Here is a 22,681-nt window from a genome sequence, read left to right as displayed (position 1 = left end):
TCTCACCGTCCCCGCGGAGATTCCCCCTCACCCCGACCCTCTCCCCGCAAGCGGGGAGAGGGAGAGGCATCCTACCCCACGATCCCCGCCGCGACCTGGCCGCGCAGTCGCTCCAGGCCGTGCAACGTCTCCGCGCAGGCTGCCGCGACCTCGACGCCCTTGATGGCAAAATGCTTGCGGAAGAAGTCGTAGTGCACCTCGGTCTCGTGGAACTGCTGTGGGGTTAGCACCGCGGAGAACACCGGCACCTCGGTGCGGAGCTGCACATCCATCAGCGCCTTGATCACGGTGTCGGCGACGAATTCGTGCCGGTAGATGCCGCCGTCGACGACGAGGCCGGCGGCGACGATCGCGGTGTAGCGCCGCGTCTTGGCGAGGACCTGCGCGTGCAGCGGGATCTCGAACGAGCCCGGCACCTCGAACACGTCGACATGGGTGAGGTGACGCGCCTCGGCTTCCCTCATGAAGGCGATGCGGGCCTCCGCGACCACGTCGCGGTGCCAGCAGGCCTGCACGAAGGCCACCCGCTGCGGCTTTGCGAAGCGCGGATGCTCGATGGCCGGCGGGTCCACGGGAACCGGCGGCTGCGTCGTCTGGGACGTTTCGTTTTGGGGATCTTGCAACATCTGATTCATGGCTTTCCTCAGTTAAGGACCAGAATCAGGGCACACGGAACGACAAACAGCCGCACCTTGCGATGCGTCTGCCACCGACCGTTCTCTTTCATCCGGACTTTAACCGTCGGCTTCGGAGTTGCACCGAATCTGCTGACCCTTCCCTTTGGCAAGATCCTTTTCAGGATACCTGGGGGAAGGCGCTCGCGGGCTTAGGCCTTTCGGCCCTTACCGCCGGTGGGGACTTTCACCCCGCCCTGAGAACATCGGCCGTCCGGGATGAACGGCCTGACCGGAAATATGCCGCCCTCGCGCAGTCGCGGCAAGCGCGTTCGGCATGGGCAAAGCGCATGGTCCCATGCCGGGGTCGAGGCCCTCGTGGCGCCGGCCCGCGCCGGAACTCGCGATTGGCGGCGCTCCCAGGGAATCTGATTCCGGTTTGTTCTCCTCGACCCGGAGTTGGGACCTCCAACGTTAAGAATTGTGGCGGAGATGAGCTGTGGACGAACGAGTCCTGGCTTGTGGACGGACTCGCGACCCCGTTGCGCAGATTCCGCAAATCACATCACTTGATCCGCGACAGGCCCGCGCTGATCCGAGGGGCTCGCGAGAGCGACCCCAGGGATCGCCGCAGCGACGTTTAGGGAGCGCGCGCCGGGCCCAACCGCGTGCGTATCAAAGACAACAAGAAGGCAAGAGGTCGAGACGGCATGTCCCTGCTCGAAGGCACTATCGATTCCAGAAGCCATCCACTCGCGGTGGTCGAGGATATCGCTGCCAGCAACAACTGGCCGTTCGAACGCTCCGGCGAAGACGAACTCACGATTGTCTCCAAGGGACAATGGACCGACTACCAGCTCTCCTTCACCTGGATGGGCGAGATCGAGGCGCTGCATCTGGCCTGCGCCTTCGACATGAAGATTCCGCTCGCGCGCCGCGGCGAGGTGCAGCGGCTCGTCGCTGCCGTCAACGAGCAGCTGTGGGTCGGTCATTTCGATCTGTGGACCAACACCGGCATGGTGATGCACCGCCAGGCCCTGGTGCTGCCGGGCGGCCTCACCGCCTCGACCGCGCAATGCGAGGCCATGCTCGCCGGCGCCATCCACGCCTGCGAGCGCTACTTCCCGGCGTTCCAGTTCGTGGTGTGGGCCGGCAAAACCACCGCGCAAGCCATGGACGCGGCGATGTTCGACACGGTCGGAGAGGCATAGAGCTCGCAATGCATGGGGAGCCGCAGCTCCCTCCCTGCGTCATCCCGGACAAGCGCGCCCCAAGCGCGCGCCGATCCGGGATCCATTCCGCGTGATGGCCACTTGTGGCACGCGGCTTGTTGCCAACACCTCGATCCACTAGAACCGCCTGTGGTTATGGATCCCCGCCTTCGCGGGGATGACGCCTGAGTGTGTGGCAACGGCGATGGCAAACAATCCTCTCCAAAACGTCACCGGCACCATCCTGCTCGCCGGCGCCGGCAAGATGGGTGGCGCGATGCTGACGGGATGGCTGGCAGGCGGGCTCGATCCGCGTCGCGTCGCGGTGATCGATCCGCACATTGCGCCCGAGATATCCGCGCTCGCCGCCAAGGGCGTCGTGCTCAATCCCGATGTGAAGACCGCCGGCCTCGTCGAGACGCTGGTCGTCGCGGTGAAGCCGCAGATGTTCCGCGAGGCCGGCGCCAGGCTGAAACCGTTCGTCTCGGACAGGACCTCGGTGGTCTCGATCATGGCGGGCACCACGATCGCCTCGCTTGCCGAAGTCTGCGGCGGCGCCGTGGTGCGCGCGATGCCGAACACGCCGGCGGCGATCGGCCGCGGCATCACCGTTGCGGTCGCAGCCCGGGACGTAAGCGCCGCCCAGCGTGCCGTGGCCGATGCGCTGCTGCGCGCCACCGGCGCGGTGGAATGGGTCGAGGACGAAGCCCTGATGGACGCGGTCACCGCCGTGTCGGGCTCGGGGCCGGCCTATGTGTTCCTGCTCGCCGAGGAGCTCGCCCGCGCCGGTGTGGAAGCGGGCCTGCCCGAAGCGCTGGCGACGAAGCTCGCTCGCGAGACCGTCGCCGGCTCCGGAGAGTTGCTGCACCAGTCGGAGCTTCCCTCGGCCACGCTGCGCCAGAACGTCACCTCGCCCGGCGGCACCACCGCCGCGGCCCTCGGCGTACTCATGGGTGAGGCCGGCCTGCGCGATCTCATGATCCGCGCGGTCGCGGCGGCGACGCAGCGGTCGAGGGAGCTCGCGAAGTAAACAGGTGGCGCGCTACGCTCCCAGCCGCTTGTTGAACATCTCGACATTGACGAGACCGCGGGCATGGCGGCCCTCGCCGAGCTTGCGCGTGCCCTCGAAGGCCTCGACCTCGAAGCGGATGACGCGGCGCTCGACCGCAACCACCTTCGCCGTGGTCCGCACCGTCGCGCCGACCAGCGCCGCGGCGAGATGGCGGATGTCGACCTCGGTACCTACGGTGACCCAGCCCGGCTGAAGCGCCGCGCGGATCGCATCGCCCGCCGTCATCTCCATCTCCAGGATCATCATCGGGGTCGCATAAACAAACGGCATGCCGGGCACGAAATGCCCGACCGTGCGCTCGGCCGGAACCACCAGCGTGCGCTCGGCGCTCATGCCGGCCTTGATGAAGTCGCGTGCGTCCATGGTGCTTGCTCGATGTCGTTCCGGACAAGCGCGCCCTAAGCGCGCGCCGATCCGGGACCCATAACCACAAGACGTCGTGGTTGCGGGGATTCGGAGTTAGCGCTTCGTCAGATAACCAGTGCCTGTGGCTATGGGTCCCGGATCTGCGCTTACGCTTGTCCGGGACGACGGCGGTGGTTGCCGCGCCAGCCGAAACTATTTCTTCGCCGCCGCCGCGCGCTCCACGAAGGTCTTGCCGCCCTTCATCTTGTGGCGCAGCGGGGCTTCGTTGATCTGGATGACGACGGCATCGGCATCGACGCCGAGATTCTTCACCAGCGCCTGGGTGATGTCGCGCATCATGCCGGCCTTCTGCTCGTCGGTGCGGCCTTCGGCCATGCTGATGGTGATCTCAGGCATCGTTGTCTCCCTGCTGCTCTGCTGCTGTCGTCATGGCCGGGCTTGTCCCGGCCATCCACGTTCTTTTCCATCAAACAAGACGTGGATGCCCGGGACAAGCCCGGGCATGACGACCTGCCGGAATGGCTAACCCCAGCTCACGTCATGGCGGGCGAGGACCTCACGCACCTTTGAAACCAGATCGGCTTCCCTGCAGGAGAACTGCGCCGGCCGGGTCTCGCGCCATTCCTGGTTGGAGGCGATCGCGGCGGCGGCCTTCGCGCCCTCGATCAGGTCCTTGACCTGCACTTCGCCGAGCGCCTTTTCATCCGATCCCTGGATGATCACGCAAGGTGAGTCGCGGCGGTCGGCGTATTTGAGCTGGTTGCCCATGTTCTTGGGATTGCCGAGATAGAGCTCGGCGCGGATGCCGGCGGTGCGCAAGCTGGCCACCATTTTCTGGTAGTCGGCGACGCGATCGCGGTCGAACACGGTGACGACGACGGGGCCGAATTCGGGCCGCGTGTCGAGCTTGCCGAGCAACGTCAGCGCAGCCTGGAGCCGCGACACGCCGATCGAAAAACCGGTCGCCGGCACCGGCTCGCCGCGGAAGCGCGAGACGAGGCCGTCGTAGCGCCCGCCGCCACCGACCGAGCCGAACCGCACCGGGCGGCCCTTCTCGTCCTTGGTGTCGAGCAGGAGCTCCACCTCGTAGACGGGCCCGGTGTAATATTCGAGCCCGCGCACGACGGAGGGATCGATCTTGATGCGATCCGCGCCATAACCCGACGCCGTCACCAGCCTGGCGATCTCTTCAAGCTCGCTCACGCCGGCCTGACCGACTTGGCTCTTGGCAAGGTAAGTTTCCGCCGCAGCAATGGCCTCTTTCCAATCGTCGCGCGGCTTGGTGATGGCGAGAACGACGTCAGCTTCCGCCGCGCTCAGGTTGGCGCCCTTGGTGAAGTCGCCCTTGCCTTCTTCACCGCCGTCCCATCGTCCGGGACCGAGCAGCTTGCGCACTTCGTCGGTGGAGAACTTGTCGAGCTTGTCGATCGCGCGCAGCACGGTCAGCCTGCGGCCTGCGTTCTCGTCACCGGCGAGCCCGATGGCTTCCAGAACTCCGTCGAGCACCTTGCGGTTGTTAACCTTCACCACATACTGGCCACGTGCGATGCCGAGCGCCTCCATCGTGTCGGCCGCCATCATGCAGATCTCGGCGTCCGCCGCCGGCGTCGCCGAGCCCACCGTGTCGGCATCGAACTGCATGAACTGGCGGAAGCGGCCCGGGCCGGGCTTCTCGTTGCGGAAGACGTAGCCGACGCGGTAGCTGCGGTACGGCAAGATCAAAGCGTCGGTACCGTAGCGCTCGCCGACGTAGCGGGCCAGCGGCGCGGTCAGGTCGTAACGCAGGCTGATCCACTGCTCGTCGTCGTCCTGGAACGAGAACACGCCCTCGTTCGGACGGTCCTGGTCGGGCAGAAACTTGCCGAGCGCGTCGGTGTATTCCATCGCCGGCGTCTCCACCGGCTCGAAACCGTAGAGCTCGTAGACGGCGCGGATCTTCTCGACCATCTCGCGCGTCGCCCGGATCGCAGCGGGATCACGATCCTCGAGCCCGCGCGGCAGGCGCGCCTTCAGTTTCTGGGGTTTTTTGGGTTTCTCGGCCATGCGCGGCGTTTACCAGTCGACGGGGAATGCGGCAACGGGGTGTTAGAGGGCGACGTCATTCCGGGGCTCGCGAAGCGAGAACCCGGAATCTCGAGATTCTTAGGTGCGCAATTGCGCACCATAGTTCGCCCTTGGGGCGCCCCGGAATGACGGCCAGCCTTACGGAGTCTCCATTCGTGCCCGGATGGCATCCGCATCCGCCTTCGGCAGCGACTTCAGGGTCGGCTTGATGGTTTCACCACCGACGATCTTGCCGTTGCGCTTGAACATCCAGTCCGAGACGTCGGCTTCACCAAACGAGACTTTGTCGCCGGCGTGCTTGCCCGGTAGATCCCGCGGCTCGTTTGCCAAGAGCCCGGTAAAGGTCCCGCCAGGTTGCTTCTTCACCTCGCCAACCCAGATGTGCTCGCCGCCCTTGCGGGTCGAGAATCGCACCTTCAAGGTGTGCCCGGTTTCCGACGGCTTCGGCGATGCGTAGGAGGCCCAGAAGGTCGGGAGCGTAGCGCGACCCCGCTCGATAGCCGCATTCATCTCGGGATCGGCGGTCTGCACGGTCACGATGGGCGAGCGGTCTTGCGCGACCACTTCGTGCGTGGGGCCGATGGTCAGGATGCCGAAGACGGTGACGCCGGTGATTGCGGCGAGAACGACCCACTTGATGGGCTGCGAGAGCTTGGTTGCCATGACTACAAGGTCCTGATGTCGCGATGTGTCCTTTGTCGCATGTCGGCAACGGCACGTTCAGTGCGCAATAAACCACGAACATTGCGTGTTTCCCCTCTCCTCGTGAGAGAGGGAAAACTTCTCACCGCCGATCAAAGCACCTTGCGGATCCAGTTGTGGGGATCGTTGGTGCGGCCGTACTGGATGTCGACGAGCTGCTTGCGCAGGCCCATGGCGACAGGGCCGGCGCCGCCACCCGAGATCTCGAAGTCGCCGCTCACCGAGCGCACCTTGCCGATCGGGGAGATCACAGCGGCGGTGCCGCAGGCGAAGGCCTCCTTCAGCCTGCCGCTGGCCGCATCCTTGCGCCACTGGTCGAGTGAGTACGGCTCCTCGCGCACGGTCTTTCCGGCATCGCGGGCGAGCGCGATGATGGAGTCGCGGGTGATGCCGGGCAGGATGGTGCCAAGCGGCGGCGTGGAGAGCGAGCCGTCGTCGAACACGAAGAAGACGTTCATGCCGCCGAGCTCCTCGACATAGCGGCGCTCGACCGCGTCGAGGAACACGACCTGGTCGCAACCGTGCTGGATCGCTTCGGCCTGGGCGCGCAGGCTCGCGGCATAGTTGCCGCCGCATTTGACGGCGCCGGTGCCGCCGACCGCGGCGCGGGTGTAATTCTCGGACACCCAGATCGAGACCGGCGCAGGCCCGCCCTTGAAGTAGGAGCCGACCGGCGAGGCGATGACCGCGAAGATGTATTCAGATGACGGCTTGACGCCGAGGAACGTCTCGCTCGCGATCATGAAGGGGCGCAGATACAGGCTGCCCTCGCCGCCCGGAATCCAGGCGCGGTCGATGCGCACGACCTGCTCGACCGCCTCGAGGAAGACGTCCTCAGGCAGCTGGGCCATCGCCATGCGATCGGCCGAGTCCTTGAAGCGTCGTGCATTGGCATCGGGGCGGAACAGGTTCACGCCGCCATCATCGCGCTTGTAGGCCTTGAGACCCTCAAAGATCTCCTGCGCGTAGTGCAGCACCGCGCCGGCCGGATCGAGCTGGAAGTTGACGCGCGCCTCGATCCGCGCGTCATACCAGCCGCCCCTGGCCTGGTTGTAGCGGACGATGGCCATGTGGTCGGTGAAGACCCGTCCGAAGCCGGGGTCCACCAGCTTGGCGACGCGGTCCTTCTCAGGGGTTGGATTGGATGCGGGCTGGATGTCAAATTTCATGCTCATGTCCTTGCCTCCCGCTGCCGGTGGCGGCGCTGTTCTGGCGCCCGCCTGCCCGCTTTCGGGGCCCGGCTGGCTTTGATTGGTTTCTGCCGGACCACCGCCAGCCTTTTTACGGCCGGTTTCCGTGGACAGCATGTCGCCGAGGACATGCTTTTGCGGAAGGCGGAAGTCCAGTATGTTTTGCCGAAATGCCGCTCGACAATCGCACGGTAGATCTGATCCGGCCGTCGTCGCCTGTCCGGCTCTCTTCGGCGCCTTGCTCCGATGCTAACCCGACGCGAAGCGATCTAAAATTTCGTGCGGGTCGATCGTTTTGTAACATTGAACCCAAGATACGTCAATATGCCTGACATAAATTTCGTGACTTCCTCTCACGACGCTGCCGAGCCCGGGCCGGCCGCAGACGGTGGAGGCAATTTGCGCTGGGATATCATCGAGCTGCTGTTCTTCGCCTACCGCGACTTCGTCGGCGATCCCGACCAGGAGCTGGAGGCGTTCGGCTTCGGCCGGGCCCACCACCGCGTCCTGCATTTCGTCTACCGCTATCCCGGCCTCAAGGTCGCCGACCTCCTCGACGTCCTGCGCATCACCAAGCAGTCGCTCGGCCGCGTGCTCAAGCAGCTGCTGGACGAGGGCTACATCGTGCAGAAGACCGGCGACAATGATCGCCGCCAGCGCCTGCTCTACACGACGCCGAAGGGCGAGGCGCTGGTGCAGAAGCTCGCCGGCCTGCAGACCACGCGGATCAACAGGGCGCTCGCGGAGATGGCTCCGCAGGACGCCGAGACCGTGAAGCGCTTCCTGCGCGCGATGATCGACCGAGACGATCCGGACAAGGTGCTCGAGACGATCTTCGCTTCCGTCAACCACGACAAGGAGTGACCGTGCCGCTCGCTGCCACGCTCGCCCGCCCGCCGGTGCAACCCGCCGACGATGCCCCGCATCTGCTGCTGGTCGACGACGATCGCCGCATCCGCGATCTGCTCTCGCGCTTTCTCGCCAGTGAGGGCTACCGCGTCACCACCGCCGCGAGCGCCGGCGATGCACGCTCGAAACTGCTGGGCCTGCATTTCGACCTCCTGATCCTCGACGTCATGATGCCGGGCGAAACCGGGTTCGATCTCGCCCGCTTCATCCGGACCTCCTCCTCGGTGCCGATCGTGATGCTGACGGCGCGCCACGAACCGGAATCCCGCATCGAGGGCTTGCAGATCGGCGCGGACGATTACGTGGCAAAGCCGTTCGAGCCGCGCGAGCTCGCGCTACGCATCAACAACATCCTCAAGCGCGCCGCCCCGCCGCCACAGGTCGCGATCGTGGAGAAAATTGCCTTCGGTCCCTACGTCTACCATCTCGAGCGCGGCGAATTGCGCCAGGGCGAGGAGGTCATCCATCTCACCGACCGCGAGCGCGAGATGCTGCGGATTCTCTCGGAAACACCGGGAGAGACCGTGCCGCGCAGCGCGCTGACCGGCAACGGCAGCGTCAACGAGCGTGCCGTCGACGTGCAGATCAACCGCCTCAGGCGCAAGATCGAGACCGACCCCGCCAATCCGCTATTTCTGCAGGCGGTGCGCGGCATCGGCTACCGGCTGGTTGCCTCGCCTTGAGACCCGAGCAGTGAAGCGCGACCGATGAGCACGATCGATACCGGCCTGACGCTGCTGCGAAGCGCCGCCGGCCGCGTCTCCGCCGCCAATGGCTGGATGGGCAACGCGTTCAAGGGCTGGATGCCAACCGGCCTCTACGCCCGCGCGCTCCTCATCATGATCGTGCCGATGGTGGTGCTGCAATCGGTCGTCGCCTTCGTGTTCATGGAGCGGCACTGGAACACGGTGACGCGCAGATTGTCGGCTGCGGTGGTGCAGGACATCGCCGCGCTGATCGATGTCTACAAGGGCTATCCGCAGGACAAGGATCGCGACCAGATCCGCCGCATCGCGCAGCAGCGACTCGGCCTCGTGGTCGATTTCCTGCCCGCCGGCGACATGCCGCCGCCAGGCCCAAAACCGTTCTTCTCGCTGCTCGACCAGACGCTGTCGGTGCAGCTCGGCCGCCAGATCGGGCGCTCGTTCTGGATCGACACGGTCGGCCGCTCCAACCTCGTCGAGATCCGCATCCAGCTCGACGACGCCGTGATGCGCGTGTTCGCGCAGCGCAGCGCTGCCTATGCCTCGAACTCGGAGATCTTCCTGTTCTGGATGGTCGGGACGTCCTCCATCCTCTTGATCGTCGCGGTGCTGTTCCTGCGCAACCAGATCAAGCCGATCCTGCGCCTTGCCGATGCCGCCGAGAGCTTCGGCAAGGGCCGCGAGGCACCGAACTTCCGCCCGAGGGGCGCGCGCGAGGTGCGGCGCGCGGCAGTCGCCTTCCTCGAAATGAAGTCGCGCATCGAGCGCACCATGGAGCAGCGCACCGCGATGCTCGCCGGCGTCAGCCACGATCTGCGCACCATCCTGACCCGCTTCAAGCTCGAGCTGGCGCTGATCGGCGACAGTCCGGAGCTCGAGGGCATGCGCAAGGATGTCGACGAGATGTCGATGATGCTGGAGGATTACCTCGCCTTCGCCCGCGGTGATTCCGGCGAGCAGTCGCAGCCGACCGACATGGCCCAGGCCCTCGAAGAGCTGCGCAGCGATGCCGAACGCCACGGCCACAACGCGACCGTCGCATTCCACGGCCTGCCCGTGGTGACGGTGAAGCCGGCCTCGTTCAAGCGCTGCCTCGCCAACCTCATCACCAACGCGGCGCGCTACGGCAAGAACATCGCCATCACCGGCCAGCGCGATCACCGATATTTGACCGTCACGATCGACGACGACGGCCCGGGCATTCCCGCTCACTTGCGCGAAGAGGTGTTCAAGCCGTTCCTGCGGCTGGACAACGCCCGCAACCAGGACGAAGGCGGCACCGGCCTCGGCCTTGCCATCGCCCGCGACATCGCCCGCTCGCACGGCGGCGACATCACGCTCGGCGACAGCCCGATGGGGGGATTAAGGGCGAGCGTGAGGATACCGGTGTAGGTGCGGTCTTCCCTTCTCCCCTTGTGGGCTAAGGCGTGCACAGAATTTTCTTGCCTTAAGTGAATCGAGTCTGATTCTTTGTAATGCGGTTAAGAAGGATAACCGCATTGAAGGCAGGAATGGATTGGTCGGTCGGCCGTTTTGGAGACGTTCGACTGGCCAAAAAGGGGCGCTGTTGTTGCGGCGCGCCGTCGAACGCGTGACGATGAATCTGCGAGCAGCGGCCGATGGCCGCGCCGAATGGGTCGGCTTCAGCCGGTGGCTGAACAATCCGAGCGTAACGGTGGACGAGATCGTCGGGCATGGCGCAGAGGTGCTGTCGAAGCAGTGTGCAGGCCTGCATGTGCTTGCGATCCAGGACACGACGGAACTGAACTACGCGAGGCATGCGGGCCGGGTCCGCGGCCTTGGCCCTTCCGGGAACGGGATTGACCCAGGCCTGTTTGTGCATCCGGTGTTGGCCGTTGACGCCGGGAGCGGAGCCTTGCTCGGGCTCGCTGGGATGCAGATTTGGACGCGCCAGGGGCCTGCGTCGCCCGATTACCAGAGCCAGCCAATCGAAGAGAAGGAGTCCTATCGTTGGATAAAGAGCGCGGCCGACGCCAAGAGTGCGCTTGCTGCTGCGGCGATGGTCACGGTGGTTGGCGACCGTGAGAGCGACATTTACGAGGAATTTGACCGGATTCCTGACGCACGGACCCATTTGCTTACACGTGCCTGTCGCGATCGCGCCCTGGTGGGCGGCGGAAAGCTGTTTGATATTGCCGAAAGTTGGCCGGTCCAGCATAGCTTCGACTTGGAGGTTCGGGCACAGCCCGGCCGTGCGGCACGAACGGCCAAGATCGCACTGCGCTTTGGCGGGGTGACCATCAAGCGCCCGGCCAACTGCAGCGACCGGAAAGCTGCGCGTCAATTGACGTTGCGCTTGGTTGAAGTGAAGGAACTGGATCCCGTTATCGGGGAGTCGATCCACTGGCGCCTTCTCACCACTCATACGGTGACGACCGTGAAGCAGGCGCTGCAGATCGTTGATTGGTACCGTCAGCGCTGGCACATCGAGCAGTTGTTCCGCACCAGTAAAAGCCAAGGCCTCGACATCGAGAGCAGCCAAGTCGAGGCGGCTGAGGCATTGTTCAAGCTCGCTGCCATCGCGATGACGGCAGCTACCAAGATCATGCAGCTCGTCCTCGCCCGTGATGGCACGGTCGACCGCCCCGCCACCGACGTGGTGCCTCCGGACCAACTGCCGATCCTCGAAATCTTGCAGGTCCAGCTCGAAGGCAGGACTGACAAGCAAAAGAACCCTCACTCCAAGCACTCTGTCGCATGGCTCGCATGGATCATCGCTCGCCTCGGAGGATGGACCGGCTACGCCTCGGAGCGGCCACCAGGTCCCATCACTATGCGCAGAGGATGGCACCGCTTCAAGCAAATGTCAGCCGGTTGGAGGCTCCGAGATATGTGCTCGCCTTAGCCTTGTGGGAGAAGGTGGCGCGAAGCGCCGGATGAGGGGTCTGTCTCCGCGGGCAGAACTGCTCGATAGTGACGAGGGTCATACGCGGATAGAGACCCCTCACCCCAACGCGTTCGCATCCACTGACGTCGCCGCCCTCTCCCACAAGGGGAGAGGGCACAACAATGCCGGTCGTGCTCGCGGCCGTCGCCGTTTTCCCAATCGCACGAATTTCGTCATCGCATGATTTTGCGCGTTCGCACGATCATCTGCGCGGCAGACGTCGCACGCGACGAAAATGGGTCAAAACATGACGATTATCATATCAATTGACCCAAAACCTTTGCAGCGATCGCCGCACAAATTCGTGAATGTCATGGCCTCACGCCTCGTTCGCGCAAATATGCATTGCCGGAAATTTCGACGCTTCATCGTTTCGCATCGGTATGATTATGGTCGCGCAAAATTCGTCGAATTGATCGCCGCACGCGATCGCCGAGCAAGGGAATGCATATGGCAACTGTTCTCACCATCAACGGCGAAACGAAATCCTTCGACGCGCCACCTGACATGCCGCTGCTCTGGGTGCTGCGCGACATCCTCGGAATGACCGGCACCAAGTTCGGCTGCGGCATCGCGCAGTGCGGCGCCTGCACGGTGCATGTCGACGGCAAGGCGGTCCGCTCCTGCGTGCTGCCGGTGAGCGCGGTCGAGAACCGCGCCGTCACCACGATCGAAGCCGTCGGCAGCACGCCTGCGGGCGCGAAGGTGCAGAAGGCCTGGTTGGAGGCCGAAGTGATCCAGTGCGGCTACTGCCAGTCCGGCCAGATCATGGCGGCTGCGGCGCTGCTGGCGGCAACGCCGAACCCCGACGATTCCGACATCGACGCCGCCATGGCCGGCAACATCTGCCGCTGCGGCACCTATGTGCGCATCCGCGAGGCCATCAAGCAGGCCGCCAACGGCCGTCAGTCCTGAGGTTCGCCATGAACGCACATCACAGCATCTCTCGCCGCGCAGCTCTGACCGGTGGTCTCGCCACCGGCTTCCTGCTCGCCTTCCATCTGCCGCTGCGCGCCGCCGTCAACGAGCCGGTGCAGCCGCGCGACACCACCGACGGCAAGTTCGCGCCCAATGCCTTCATCCGCATCGACGAGACCGGCCGCACCGTCCTGATCATGCCGCAGGTCGAGATGGGCCAGGGCACCTATACCTCGATCTCCGCGGTGCTCGCCGAGGAGCTGGATGCCGACTGGAGCAAGGTCGAGGTCCAGCACGCCCCGCCTGACGACAAGCTCTACGGCAATCCAACCTTCGGCCTGCAAGTCACCGGCAATTCCAACTCGATCCGCGCCTGGTGGCTGCCGCTGCGCAAGGCCGGCGCCACCGCGCGCGCGATGCTGGTGCAGGCGGCGGCCGCGGAATGGGGCGTCGATCCGGCAAGCTGCACGGCCGCCAAGGGCGAGGTCGCGCATGCAGCGAGCGGCCGCAAGCTTGCTTACGGCGCGCTGGCGCTCGCAGCCCGAGGCCAGACCCCGCCGAAGGACGCTGCGCTGAAGGACCCCAAGGACTTCGTCCTCATCGGCCAGCCCTTGAAGCGGCTCGACACGCCGGACAAGGTCAACGGCAAGGCCATCTACGGCATCGACGCCATCCTGCCCGGCATGAAGTTCGCGACCGTCGCCGCCTGCCCGGTGTTCGGCGGCAAGGTCGGCAAGGTCGACGACAGTGCCGCGGTGAAGCTTCCCGGCGTGCGCAAGGTCGTCGTGCTCGAGGACATGGTCGCCGTGATCGGCGATCACATGTGGGCGGCCAAGAAGGGGCTCGAAGCGCTCGAGATCGAGTGGGACGAAGGGCCGAACGCCGAGATCACCACCAAGGACGTCTGGGACGACCTGCGCAAGGCCAGCCGGAAGGACGGCGCAATCGCCAAATCCGACGGCGACATCGCCAAGGCGCTGGCGAGCGGCGACAAGTTCGAGGCGGTCTACGAGTTGCCCTTCCTGGCGCACGCCTCGATGGAGCCGATCAACGCCACGGTGCACGTGAAACCCGACTCCTGCGACATCTGGACCGGCACGCAGATCATGACGCGCGTGCAGTCGGAGGCGGCGAAGGCCGCGGGCCTGCCGATCGACAAGGTGATCGTCAACAATCACCTGCTCGGCGGCGGCTTCGGCCGCAAGCTCGAGCCCGACATGGTGGTGGCGGCGGTGAAGATCGCCAAGCAGGTCGACTATCCCGTGAAGGTGGTGTGGACCCGCGAGGAGGACATCCAGCACGACGTCTACCGCCCGGTCTATCGTGACGAGATCACGGCGTCGCTGGTCGACGGCAAGGTCGCGGGCTGGAAGTACAAGGTCGCCGGCTCCGCCGTGCTGGCGCGCTGGCTGCCGCCGGCGTTCCAGAAGGGCATCGACATCGACGCGATCGACGCCGCGGTCGATGCGCCCTACGACTTCGCCAACTTCCATGTCGAATATGTCCGCGCCGAGCCACTGTCGGTGCCGACGGGTTTCTGGCGCGGCGTCGGCCCGAACAACAACGTGTTCGCGGTCGAATGCGCGATGGACGAGCTCGCGCGCAAGGCGGGCAAGGACCCGATCGAATTCCGAAAGTCCATGCTGACGAAGAATCCGCGCATGCTCGCGGTGCTCGACCAGGTCGCGGAGAAATCCGGCTGGGGGCAACCCCTGCCGCCGCGCGTCGGCCGCGGCGTCTGCGTGCAGCCGTCATTCGCAAGCTTCATCGCGACGGTGGTGGAGGCGGAGATCGACGACATCGGCGAGATCACGCTCCGCCGCATCACCTCGGTGGTCGACACCGGCATCGCCGTCAACCCCGACACCGTGAAGGCGCAGATCGAGGGCGGGCTGATCTTCGGCCTGACCGCGGCGCTCTATGGCGAGATCACCATCGACAAGGGCCGCGTGCAGCAGTCGAACTTCCACGACTACCGCATGATGCGCATCAACGAGACGCCGAAGATCGAGGTCATCGTCGTCAAGAGCGGCGAAGCGCCCGGCGGCATCGGCGAAGCCGGCGTCAATGCCGGACCGCCGGCGCTGCGCAATGCGATTTACGCCGCGACCGGCGTGGCGCTGCGGCGCCTGCCGATCGACCGGAAACTGCTGGCTGCGGGGAAGAAGGCATGAGCGGCAAGATGCGTATCCTCACAAGCGTCGTCGCGATTGCCATCGTCGCGGCAGCGGTCGGCGTCTTCATCATCCGTGGGCCCGGCCCGCTCGACTTCGCCGGCGGCACGAAAGTGCCGCTGGCGGACTACCGCGCGGGCAAGCCGACCGGCGTGCCGGCGAAGCTAGAGAAAGCCGGCATCGTCGAGCGCGGCGAATATCTCACCAAGGCCGCCGACTGCATGGTCTGCCACACTAAGCCGGGCGAGAAGGAGTATTCCGGCGGGCTCGCCTTCAAGCTGCCGTTCGGCACGCTCTATTCCACCAACATCACGCCGGACAAGGACACCGGCATCGGCAATTACAGCGACCAGGATTTCCTGAACGCGGTCCAGCACGGCAAGCGCCGTGACGGCGCGCGGCTCTATCCGGCGATGCCCTACACGTCCTACACCTTCATGACCGACGAGGACGTGCTGGCGGTGAAGGCCTATCTGTTCAGCCTGCCGGCGGTGCGCGCCAAGGCGCCCGACAACATGCTGTCGTTCCCGTTCAACCAGCGCTGGGCGATGATGTTCTGGTCGGCCGTGTTCAATCCGGACACGCGCTTTGCGCCCGACACCTCGAAGAGCCCTGAGTGGAACAGAGGCGCGTATCTCGCCGAGGCGCTGGCGCATTGCGGCGAGTGCCACACGCCGCGCAATCTCGGCTTCGCGCTGGACAACCGCAGGAAGTTCGCCGGCGCCATCACGGCGGGCTGGCGCGCCTTCAACATCTCCTCGGACAAGGCGACAGGTCTCGGCAACTGGAGCGACCAGGATCTGATCTCGTATCTGTCGCTCGGCCATGCGCCGGGTCATGGCTCGGCCTCGGGCCCGATGGGTGAGGCGGTCGACCACAGCTTGAGCAGGCTCGTCCCCGAAGACATCAGCAGCATCGTTGCTTACCTGCGCAGCGTGCCGCCGCAGCCCTCGCCCGACCTGCCCGCCACCACGGCGCCCGTCGCCCCCGCCTCGCACCGCGACGGCGTCACGGCGAACGCCCGCGGCAAGCAGGTGTTCGCGAGCGCCTGCGCCAGCTGCCACGGCTGGAGCGGCGAGAGCCCGGTCTCGCCGATGGCGACACTGACCGGCACCTGGGCTGTCAACGACCCCGCCGCCACCAACGTCGCGCAGATCGTGCTCTCGGGCACCAAGCGGCATACGCCCGACGGTGCGTTGTCGATGCCGGCGTTCGGCAAGGCCTACACCGACGACGAGATCGCGGCGGTGGCGAACTACGTCACGGCGCGGTTCGGAACGAAGGGCTCGAAGCTGACGGCGAAGGACGTGGCGGAGCTGAGGGAGCAGACGGCGGAGTAGCGTATGGCGAGATTGATGCGTGATCGCGCGTCAGTCTCCGTTGTCGTCCCGGACAAGCGTAGCGAAGCGGAGCGCAGATCCGGGACCCATAACCACAGGATGTGGTTCGGCGAAGACTCGCAGTTACCAGCTTCGCGCAACAACTTCTCCCTGGGGTTATGGGTCCCCGCCTTCGCGGGGACGACACCTAGCGTGGAGCGTGGTTCTTCAGCTCAGCCAGAATCTTGGCGTCGCCGGCTCCAGCCGGCCGCCCACGCGCACCGGTGCAATCTTCAGCGCGAGCCCCGTGGCGTCATCCGTCTCCACCGCGACGCCGCTGAGCGTCGCCGCGCCCGCGGCGGGCTCGAAGCGGCCCGACGGAATCCCCGTGGTGAACCGGCGCAGCGGTTCTTCCTTCTGCATGCCGATGATGGAATCGTAGTCGCCGGTCATGCCGGCGTCGGTCATGTAGGCGGTGCCGCCTGACAGGATCTGGTGGTCGGCGGTCGGCACATGGGTGTGGGTGCCGACGACGAGGCTGGCGCGGCCGTCGCAGAAGAAGCCGATGCCCTGCTTCTCGCTGCTCGCCTCGCAATGAAAATCGACGACAATGGCGTCCGCGGCAACGCCGAGCGGGCAGGCCCCGAGCTCGCGCTCCAGCGCCGCGAAGGGATCGTCGAACGGGGTCATGAAGACGCGGCCCAGAGCGTTGACGACGAGGGCATGCCGGCCGTTCTTGGTCTCGACCAGGGCGGCGCCGCGGCCGGGCGTGCCGCGCGGATAGTTGGCGGGGCGCACCAGGCGGTCGGCGCGCTCGATGAAGACGAGGGCCTCGCGCTGGTCCCAGGAATGATTGCCGAGCGTCACCGCGTCGGCGCCGGCCTCGAGAAACTCCTGGTAGATCGCTTCCGTGATGCCGAAGCCGCCGGCGGAATTCTCGCCGTTGACGACGACGAAATCGAGCGACCAGTCCTTGACCATGCCGGGCAGATATTCGGCGATGGCCTCGCGCCCGCTACGGCCGACGACATCACCCACGAAGAGAATGCGCAACTTCAGAACTCCGGAAATCGAACACGTCCGATTCCGTTAGCACATAATCCAGCGCGACGTCGTGGGATAGTGCCGGAACCGCCTCGATCTCTTGCACCGCAAAGGCAAGCCCGATGCCGATGATTTGCTTGGTCTTGCGCAAATGCGCGAAGGTGAAATCGTAATGGCCGGCGCCATAGCCGATGCGATGGCCGAGACGATCGAAGGCCGCAAGCGGTGTCAGCATGATGTCGGGGATCACTTCGCTTGCTGCCGGCGACGGCTCGGGAATGCCGAGCGGGCCGAGCATCAGGCGGTCGTTCGGATGGAAGATGCGGAAGATCAGCGACTGGCCGCGCGCGGTGACGCAAGGCAGCGCCAGCTTCGCGCCCTGCTCGGCGAGCTTCCGCATCAACGGCATCGGATCGATCTCGTTGCGGATCGGCGAATAGCCGGAGACGATGCTGCCGGGCAGCAGCTCGAACGGCAACCCGCGCTTGGCGAGCCTTGCAGCGGCAGCGATGCGCTTCTTGTCGCTCAGCGCGTCGCGCCTGGCGAGGGCCTTGGCACGGAGCTCGGCTTTGGAGTTGGGCATGTGCTTCGGTCCCCACGTCATCACCCGCGAACGCGGGTGATCCAGTATTCCAGAGGCGGTGGTGATTCACACAAGGGCCGCGGCGTACTGGATTCCCCGCTTTCGCGGGGAATGACACCTGTTGAATTGGCGGCAGTCGTTTCAACAAGCACAAACCAAGCAAACAAAAGTACGAAGCCGCGAACGCCGTTGAAGCACTCGATCCCGGAGTTCCCTACGAAAGTAGGTGGGCACCATATGTCCGGGCCCACGGGCCCGGCCAGGGACAGTTCCCTAAAGGATCGATAAGGCCCCGGGGATATATGGCTCCTGACGCACGTCGCAGCCTCGCTTGGGCAATGTAACAACGATAGTGACGAAGTGCCAGTGCGGCGAAAAGCGAGCTTCGGCCGAGCCACGGCGGAAGTGTGCTCCCTCCCCCGCCTGCGGGGGAGGGTTGGGGAGAGGGTGTCTCCGCGACGGGACAATCCCCTAGAGGAGAGACCCCTCACCCGGCGCGCGGGACGATGCTGCGCATCGCCCGGACGCGCCGACCTCTCCCGCAAGCGGGAGAGGCGCGTCGCCCGCGGCCAAACCGACTACCACAATAGGCAACCTCTTCTGCGGCCCCTACCCGATCGCGATGCCGCCACCGACCGTTCGGTTCAGCACCTGGGTCGACTTCTCGATGCGTTCGGCGGCGGCGTTGAGTGCGTTCACCACGGCGGTCTGCGTCATCCGGGCGCGCTCGACGGCGGCGTTGCGGAAATCCCGGAGCTCGACCAGCTCCTGCTCCATGGTGCGGATGCGGTTGCCGGCGTCGATCAACTCGTCGCACACGGTCAGCGCCGCCATCACGGTGAGGCGCGCATCGCCGATCTCGCCGAATTTTCCGCGCAGCGACTGGATGCGTGTCTCCAGGCTCTCGGCGAGCTTGAGCAGCCGCACCTCCTGGCCCTCCTCGCAGGCCATGCGGTATTGCCGGCCGTTGATGGTGACGTTGATGTGGCTCATCCGTCCTCTCCGGTATCGAGCACCGAGCGTATCGTGACGATTGCGGAATCCAGCCGGTCGGAAATCTCGCGATTGGTGCGCTCGAGCTTGCGCGCCTTCACCAGCGCGCCGTCGAGCTCGTCGGCGAGTCGCGAGCGATCCGCGCCGAGCGCCTGGATCCGCGCCGCGAGCTCGTTCTCGTCGCGATCGGCATCGCGTCGTCGCTCGACCGCGCTTTCGAGTGCGTCGAGCGCCGCCGTGAGCCTGCGGGTCGCAATCTCGATCTCGACGGCGGATGATTCCGTCATGGCGGAGCTATTGGACACGCGATCGTTCATGCAGTCAGCGGCGGAACCTGGCGGCCTTTGCCCAGTGGCCTTTCCCTGGAGCTTGCCGTCCGGCAAAAGACTCGGTTCGGCAAGCGGTTAGAAGCAGAAATTTACGTGGCAAGCTAGCCCAGCGCAACGCCGCCGCAAAACTATGCACCGATCAATCGGGACGCGGTTGCGATCGATCGATTCCTTCCGACACGATCCAGGCGGAAAACTGATCTCGACCGGCAACTTTTACGGCCAAACCGGCGTTTGACCGCCTTGGACTCCCGGAACCGAGGTGCTATCCCAGCGCCAACCTTCAGTGGCCGCCAGGCTTCTTCCCGCGCGGGCATACATCGCCAAGCGCCTCATTTCAGACGGATTTCAGACATGACGCAGGTCGATCACACCCGTATGGCCAACGCGATCCGCGGCCTTTCGATGGACGCTGTCGAGAAGGCGAAATCGGGCCATCCCGGCCTGCCGATGGGTGCCGCCGACATCGCCACGGTGCTGTTCACGCAGTTCCTGAAATTCGACGCCGCTGCGCCCGCCTGGCCGGACCGCGACCGCTTCGTGCTCTCCGCCGGCCACGGCTCGATGCTGCTCTATTCGCTGCTGTATTTGACCGGCAATACCGAGATGACGCTGGACCAGATCAAGCAGTTCCGCCAGGTCGACTCGCTCACCCCCGGGCATCCAGAGAATTTCCGCACCAGGGGCATCGAGACCACCACCGGGCCGCTCGGCCAGGGCATCTCGACCGCGGTCGGCATGGCGCTCGCCGAGAAGATGCTGGCCGCCGAGTTCGGCAAGAAGATCGTCGACCACCACACCTATGTGCTCGCCTCCGACGGCGACCTGATGGAAGGCGTGTCGCAGGAAGCGATCGCGATGGCCGGGCACTGGAAGCTCAACAAGCTGATCGTGCTCTACGACGACAACGGCATCTCGATCGACGGCCCGACCTCGATCTCCGATTCCGTCGACCAGGTGAAGCGCTTCAAGTCGGCGGGCTGGGCCGCCGAGAAGATCGACGGCCAGGATCAGGCCGCCATCGCCGCCGCCATCACCCGCGCGCAAAAATCGAACAAGCCGACGCTGATCGCCTGCCGCACCACCATCGGCTTCGGCGCGCCGCACAAGCAAGGCACTTCGAAGGTGCATGGCGAGGCGTTAGGGGCCGACGAGCTCAAGGCCGCCAAGGAAAATCTCGGCATCTCGCTCGAGCCGTTCTCGGTGCCCGACGACGTGCTGAAGGCGTGGCGCGCGGCCGGCAGCCGTGGCGCAGCCGCACGTCAGGAATGGGAAGCACGGATCAGTGAGCTCGGCAGCCGCAAGCGCGCCGAGTTCGAGCGGCGCCTGCGCCATGAGCGTCCGGCCTCGCTGGCCAAGGCGCTGAAGGCGCACAAGAAGGAGCTGCTGGAGAAGCCGCTGACGGCGGCGACGCGCAAATCGTCGGAGGCTGCGATCGAGGTGATCGCTGCCGCGATGCCGATGGAATTCCTCGCCGGCTCCGCCGATCTCACCGGCTCCAACAACAACAAGGCCAAGTCGGCGACCGCGTTCTCGGCCAAGACGCCGAAGGGCCGCTTCATCCATTACGGCATCCGCGAGCACGGCATGTGCGCCGCGATGAACGGCATCTTCCTGCATGGCGGCTTCGCGCCGAACGGCGCGACCTTCCTGGTGTTCACCGACTACGCGCGTCCCGCGATGCGCCTCGCCGCGCTGATGGGCACCGGCGTCGTCTATGTGATGACGCACGACTCCATCGGCCTCGGCGAGGACGGGCCGACGCATCAGCCGGTCGAGCATCTCGCCGCGCTTCGCGCCATTCCGAACATGCGCGTGTTCCGCCCGTGCGATTCCATCGAGGTCGCAGAATGCTGGGAGCTCGCGCTCAACCGCGTCGACGGTCCGACCGTGCTGGCGCTGACGCGGCAGAATCTGCCGCAGCTGCGGACCACCGCACCGAATGACAATCCCTGCGCAGCCGGCGCCTATGAGCTGGTCGCGGCCCAGGGCGAAGCCAAGGCGACGCTGTTCGCCTCCGGCTCCGAGGTCGAGATCGCGGTCGCGGCCCAGAAGCAGCTCGCGGAACGCGGCGTCGCCTCGCGCGTTGTCTCCGTTCCCTCGCTCGAGCTGCTGTTAGCGCAACCAGAGGCCAAGCGTGCCGCAATCATCGGCAACGCGCCGGTCAAGATCGCGATCGAGGCCGCCGTGCGCTGGGGCTGGGACGCCGTGATCGGCCAGGACGGCGAATTCATCGGCATGCATTCCTTCGGCGAAAGCGGTCCCGCCAAGGAGCTTTACAAGCATTTCGGGATTACCGCCGAGGCCGCGGTTAACGCTGTGCTGAAGCGCATTTCCTGAGAGTTGAGCTTGCCCCAAAAAAGGACTACCTAGTCTTCCATATGATCAAGCACCGCCCGGCCGAACCGGGCGCCCGCCCCTAAAAAAAACCCTCGCAGGCGCACGAAAGCGCGTTGTGCGGGATGACAACGGTCATTGAAGGAGACGAAACATGGCAGTCCGCGTCGGAATCAACGGTTTTGGCCGCATCGGCCGCAACGTCCTGCGGGCTATCGCGGAGTCAGGCCGCAAGGACATCGAGGTCGTGGGCATCAACGATCTCGGCCCGGTCGAGACCAACGCCCATCTGCTCCGTTTCGACAGCGTCCATGGCCGCTTCCCCGGCACCGTCACCGTCGACGGCGACTCGATCAATCTCGGCGGCGGCAAGATCAAGGTGACCGCCGAGCGCGATCCCGCGAAGCTGCCCTGGAAGGATCTCGGCGTCGACATCGCGCTGGAATGCACCGGCATCTTCACCTCGAAGGACAAGGCCTCCGCGCATCTGACCGCCGGCGCCAAGCGCGTGCTGGTGTCCGCGCCGGCCGACGGCGCCGATGCCACCATCGTCTACGGCGTCAACCACGACACCCTGACCAAGGATCATCTGGTCGTCTCCAACGGCTCCTGCACGACGAACTGCCTCGCGCCCGTCGCCAAGGTGCTGAACGATCTCGTCGGGATCGAGACCGGCTTCATGACCACGATCCACGCCTATACCGGCGACCAGCCGACGCTGGACACGCTGCACAAGGATCTCTACCGCGGCCGCGCCGCGGCGATGTCGATGATCCCGACCTCGACCGGCGCCGCGAAGGCGATCGGTCTCGTGCTGCCCGAGCTAAAGGGCAAGCTCGACGGCGTCGCGATCCGCGTGCCGACCCCGAACGTCTCGGTGGTCGACCTCAAGATCGTCGCCAAGCGCGCCACTGACGCCAAGGAGATCAACGCGGCGATGAAGCGCGCCAGCGAGCAGCAGCTCAAGGGCATCCTCGGCTACACCAGTGCGCCGAACGTCTCGATCGACTTCAACCACGATCCGCACTCCTCGACCTTCCACGAGGACCAGACCAAGGTGCAGAACGGCACGCTGGTGCGCGTGATGTCCTGGTACGACAACGAGTGGGGCTTCTCTAACCGCATGGCGGACACCGCCGTCGCGATGGCGAAGGTGATCTGAGCAGGGTCTCGTGTCCCGGACGCGGTGCAGCGCGCTTGCGCTGCTCCGCAGAGCCGGGACCCATTCAACCGCGGGACTCGCT

Annotated in this window: 21 protein-coding genes, 1 other RNA gene and 1 riboswitch; of the genes, 11 read left to right on the top strand and 11 right to left on the bottom strand. The window is 65.5% G+C overall.

Annotated elements, in window-relative coordinates:
- Positions 1-71 precede the first annotated feature (71 nt).
- Positions 72-635, bottom strand: a complete 564-nt coding sequence (locus IVB23_RS25805) for a 6,7-dimethyl-8-ribityllumazine synthase (RefSeq protein ID WP_061877438.1) — start codon at positions 633-635, stop codon at positions 72-74.
- Positions 636-711: 76 nt separating this feature from the next.
- A riboswitch (FMN riboswitch) is annotated at positions 712-883 on the bottom strand.
- Positions 884-1,324: 441 nt separating this feature from the next.
- On the opposite strand from IVB23_RS25805, the gene IVB23_RS25800 reads away from it, so the two are divergent.
- Positions 1,325-1,825, top strand: a complete 501-nt coding sequence (locus tag IVB23_RS25800; RefSeq protein WP_128923607.1) for a YbjN domain-containing protein — start codon at positions 1,325-1,327, stop codon at positions 1,823-1,825.
- 205 nt (positions 1,826-2,030) lie between these two features.
- The gene (gene proC, locus IVB23_RS25795) at positions 2,031-2,855 is read left to right on the top strand and encodes a pyrroline-5-carboxylate reductase (protein ID WP_197968970.1); all 825 of its coding nucleotides are present in this window, start codon (positions 2,031-2,033) and stop codon (positions 2,853-2,855) included.
- A 12-nt stretch (positions 2,856-2,867) separates the two neighbouring features.
- Here proC and IVB23_RS25790 read toward each other — a convergent pair whose 3' ends face one another.
- The 5 genes from IVB23_RS25790 to IVB23_RS25770 form a co-directional block, all read right to left on the bottom strand.
- Complete coding sequence (locus IVB23_RS25790) at positions 2,868-3,260, bottom strand: hotdog domain-containing protein (RefSeq protein ID WP_061877435.1); 393 nt, start codon at positions 3,258-3,260, stop codon at positions 2,868-2,870.
- 195 nt (positions 3,261-3,455) lie between these two features.
- The gene (locus IVB23_RS25785; protein WP_025033847.1) at positions 3,456-3,659 is read right to left on the bottom strand and encodes a tautomerase family protein; all 204 of its coding nucleotides are present in this window, start codon (positions 3,657-3,659) and stop codon (positions 3,456-3,458) included.
- 126 nt (positions 3,660-3,785) lie between these two features.
- The gene (hisS, locus tag IVB23_RS25780) at positions 3,786-5,306 is read right to left on the bottom strand and encodes a histidine--tRNA ligase (protein ID WP_247800483.1); all 1,521 of its coding nucleotides are present in this window, start codon (positions 5,304-5,306) and stop codon (positions 3,786-3,788) included.
- A 159-nt stretch (positions 5,307-5,465) separates the two neighbouring features.
- Positions 5,466-5,990, bottom strand: a complete 525-nt coding sequence (locus tag IVB23_RS25775; RefSeq protein WP_247800482.1) for a DUF2314 domain-containing protein — start codon at positions 5,988-5,990, stop codon at positions 5,466-5,468.
- A 131-nt stretch (positions 5,991-6,121) separates the two neighbouring features.
- The gene (locus tag IVB23_RS25770) at positions 6,122-7,204 is read right to left on the bottom strand and encodes a branched-chain amino acid aminotransferase (RefSeq protein ID WP_247800481.1); all 1,083 of its coding nucleotides are present in this window, start codon (positions 7,202-7,204) and stop codon (positions 6,122-6,124) included.
- Between the two features lie 414 nt (positions 7,205-7,618).
- On the opposite strand from IVB23_RS25770, the gene IVB23_RS25765 reads away from it, so the two are divergent.
- The 7 genes from IVB23_RS25765 to IVB23_RS25735 all read left to right on the top strand — a co-directional run bounded on the left by IVB23_RS25765 (position 7,619) and on the right by IVB23_RS25735 (position 16,172).
- The gene (locus IVB23_RS25765; RefSeq protein WP_197488640.1) at positions 7,619-8,083 is read left to right on the top strand and encodes a MarR family transcriptional regulator; all 465 of its coding nucleotides are present in this window, start codon (positions 7,619-7,621) and stop codon (positions 8,081-8,083) included.
- On the top strand, positions 8,080-8,811 hold the full coding sequence (locus IVB23_RS25760) for a response regulator transcription factor (protein ID WP_035674584.1): 732 nt from the start codon (positions 8,080-8,082) through the stop codon (positions 8,809-8,811). Before IVB23_RS25765 ends, IVB23_RS25760 begins: the two co-directional genes overlap by 4 nt.
- Before the next feature lie 24 nt (positions 8,812-8,835).
- Positions 8,836-10,224, top strand: coding sequence for an ATP-binding protein (locus IVB23_RS25755; protein WP_061877429.1), 1,389 nt, complete (start codon positions 8,836-8,838; stop codon positions 10,222-10,224).
- A 178-nt stretch (positions 10,225-10,402) separates the two neighbouring features.
- Positions 10,403-11,698 carry an IS4 family transposase gene (locus tag IVB23_RS25750; protein WP_247800479.1) on the top strand — a complete coding sequence of 432 codons (1,296 nt, stop codon included), beginning with the start codon at positions 10,403-10,405 and terminating at the stop codon, positions 11,696-11,698.
- A gap of 492 nt (positions 11,699-12,190) precedes the next feature.
- On the top strand, positions 12,191-12,655 hold the full coding sequence (locus IVB23_RS25745; RefSeq protein WP_247800478.1) for a (2Fe-2S)-binding protein: 465 nt from the start codon (positions 12,191-12,193) through the stop codon (positions 12,653-12,655).
- 8 nt (positions 12,656-12,663) lie between these two features.
- Positions 12,664-14,832: a molybdopterin cofactor-binding domain-containing protein gene (locus tag IVB23_RS25740; RefSeq protein ID WP_247800477.1), complete on the top strand. Its 2,169-nt coding sequence runs from the start codon at positions 12,664-12,666 to the stop codon at positions 14,830-14,832.
- Complete coding sequence (locus IVB23_RS25735; protein ID WP_247800476.1) at positions 14,829-16,172, top strand: cytochrome c; 1,344 nt, start codon at positions 14,829-14,831, stop codon at positions 16,170-16,172. Before IVB23_RS25740 ends, IVB23_RS25735 begins: the two co-directional genes overlap by 4 nt.
- Before the next feature lie 207 nt (positions 16,173-16,379).
- On the opposite strand, the gene IVB23_RS25730 is transcribed toward IVB23_RS25735, so the two are convergent.
- From IVB23_RS25730 to IVB23_RS25710, 5 genes are all read right to left on the bottom strand, one after another.
- On the bottom strand, positions 16,380-17,204 hold the full coding sequence (locus tag IVB23_RS25730) for a TIGR00282 family metallophosphoesterase (RefSeq protein WP_247800475.1): 825 nt from the start codon (positions 17,202-17,204) through the stop codon (positions 16,380-16,382).
- Complete coding sequence (locus tag IVB23_RS25725) at positions 17,182-17,778, bottom strand: 5-formyltetrahydrofolate cyclo-ligase (protein WP_247800474.1); 597 nt, start codon at positions 17,776-17,778, stop codon at positions 17,182-17,184. The genes IVB23_RS25730 and IVB23_RS25725 overlap by 23 nt, the downstream gene beginning before the upstream one ends.
- Before the next feature lie 170 nt (positions 17,779-17,948).
- Positions 17,949-18,109, bottom strand: a non-coding RNA gene (gene ssrS / locus IVB23_RS25720) — 6S RNA.
- A 278-nt stretch (positions 18,110-18,387) separates the two neighbouring features.
- The gene (locus IVB23_RS25715) at positions 18,388-18,771 is read right to left on the bottom strand and encodes a cell division protein ZapA (RefSeq protein ID WP_028182480.1); all 384 of its coding nucleotides are present in this window, start codon (positions 18,769-18,771) and stop codon (positions 18,388-18,390) included.
- The gene (locus tag IVB23_RS25710; RefSeq protein ID WP_008546526.1) at positions 18,768-19,058 is read right to left on the bottom strand and encodes a DUF4164 domain-containing protein; all 291 of its coding nucleotides are present in this window, start codon (positions 19,056-19,058) and stop codon (positions 18,768-18,770) included. The genes IVB23_RS25715 and IVB23_RS25710 overlap by 4 nt, the downstream gene beginning before the upstream one ends.
- A 396-nt stretch (positions 19,059-19,454) precedes the next feature.
- Here IVB23_RS25710 and tkt point away from each other — a divergent pair, with 396 nt between their 5' ends.
- Both tkt and gap read left to right on the top strand, forming a co-directional pair.
- Complete coding sequence (tkt, locus tag IVB23_RS25705) at positions 19,455-21,440, top strand: transketolase (protein WP_061880917.1); 1,986 nt, start codon at positions 19,455-19,457, stop codon at positions 21,438-21,440.
- A 151-nt stretch (positions 21,441-21,591) separates the two neighbouring features.
- Entirely contained in the window at positions 21,592-22,599 is a 1,008-nt protein-coding gene (gap, locus tag IVB23_RS25700; protein ID WP_061880918.1) for a type I glyceraldehyde-3-phosphate dehydrogenase, read from the top strand.
- The last annotated feature ends 82 nt before the right edge of the window (positions 22,600-22,681 follow it).

Source organism: Bradyrhizobium sp. 191 (genome assembly GCF_023100985.1).
In the GTDB taxonomy this organism is placed as follows: Bacteria; Pseudomonadota; Alphaproteobacteria; order Rhizobiales; family Xanthobacteraceae; genus Bradyrhizobium; species Bradyrhizobium diversitatis.
This window is presented reverse-complemented; position numbering and strand designations above follow the sequence as displayed.

Excerpts from the sequence above, each read along its gene's own strand:
- IVB23_RS25775 (WP_247800482.1), bottom strand. The coding sequence starts at position 5,990 with ATGGCAACCAAGCTCTCGCAGCCCATCAAGTGGGTCGTTCTCGCCGCA.
- IVB23_RS25755 (WP_061877429.1), top strand. The coding sequence starts at position 8,836 with ATGAGCACGATCGATACCGGCCTGACGCTGCTGCGAAGCGCCGCCGGC.
- IVB23_RS25710 (WP_008546526.1), bottom strand. The coding sequence starts at position 19,058 with ATGACGGAATCATCCGCCGTCGAGATCGAGATTGCGACCCGCAGGCTC.
- IVB23_RS25790 (WP_061877435.1), bottom strand. The coding sequence starts at position 3,260 with ATGGACGCACGCGACTTCATCAAGGCCGGCATGAGCGCCGAGCGCACG.
- hisS (WP_247800483.1), bottom strand. The coding sequence starts at position 5,306 with ATGGCCGAGAAACCCAAAAAACCCCAGAAACTGAAGGCGCGCCTGCCG.
- gap (WP_061880918.1), top strand. The coding sequence starts at position 21,592 with ATGGCAGTCCGCGTCGGAATCAACGGTTTTGGCCGCATCGGCCGCAAC.
- IVB23_RS25805 (WP_061877438.1), bottom strand. The coding sequence starts at position 635 with ATGAATCAGATGTTGCAAGATCCCCAAAACGAAACGTCCCAGACGACG.
- IVB23_RS25740 (WP_247800477.1), top strand. The coding sequence starts at position 12,664 with ATGAACGCACATCACAGCATCTCTCGCCGCGCAGCTCTGACCGGTGGT.
- IVB23_RS25725 (WP_247800474.1), bottom strand. The coding sequence starts at position 17,778 with ATGCCCAACTCCAAAGCCGAGCTCCGTGCCAAGGCCCTCGCCAGGCGC.
- IVB23_RS25745 (WP_247800478.1), top strand. The coding sequence starts at position 12,191 with ATGGCAACTGTTCTCACCATCAACGGCGAAACGAAATCCTTCGACGCG.
- proC (WP_197968970.1), top strand. The coding sequence starts at position 2,031 with ATGGCAAACAATCCTCTCCAAAACGTCACCGGCACCATCCTGCTCGCC.
- IVB23_RS25735 (WP_247800476.1), top strand. The coding sequence starts at position 14,829 with ATGAGCGGCAAGATGCGTATCCTCACAAGCGTCGTCGCGATTGCCATC.
- tkt (WP_061880917.1), top strand. The coding sequence starts at position 19,455 with ATGACGCAGGTCGATCACACCCGTATGGCCAACGCGATCCGCGGCCTT.
- IVB23_RS25800 (WP_128923607.1), top strand. The coding sequence starts at position 1,325 with ATGTCCCTGCTCGAAGGCACTATCGATTCCAGAAGCCATCCACTCGCG.
- IVB23_RS25770 (WP_247800481.1), bottom strand. The coding sequence starts at position 7,204 with ATGAGCATGAAATTTGACATCCAGCCCGCATCCAATCCAACCCCTGAG.
- IVB23_RS25785 (WP_025033847.1), bottom strand. The coding sequence starts at position 3,659 with ATGCCTGAGATCACCATCAGCATGGCCGAAGGCCGCACCGACGAGCAG.
- IVB23_RS25715 (WP_028182480.1), bottom strand. The coding sequence starts at position 18,771 with ATGAGCCACATCAACGTCACCATCAACGGCCGGCAATACCGCATGGCC.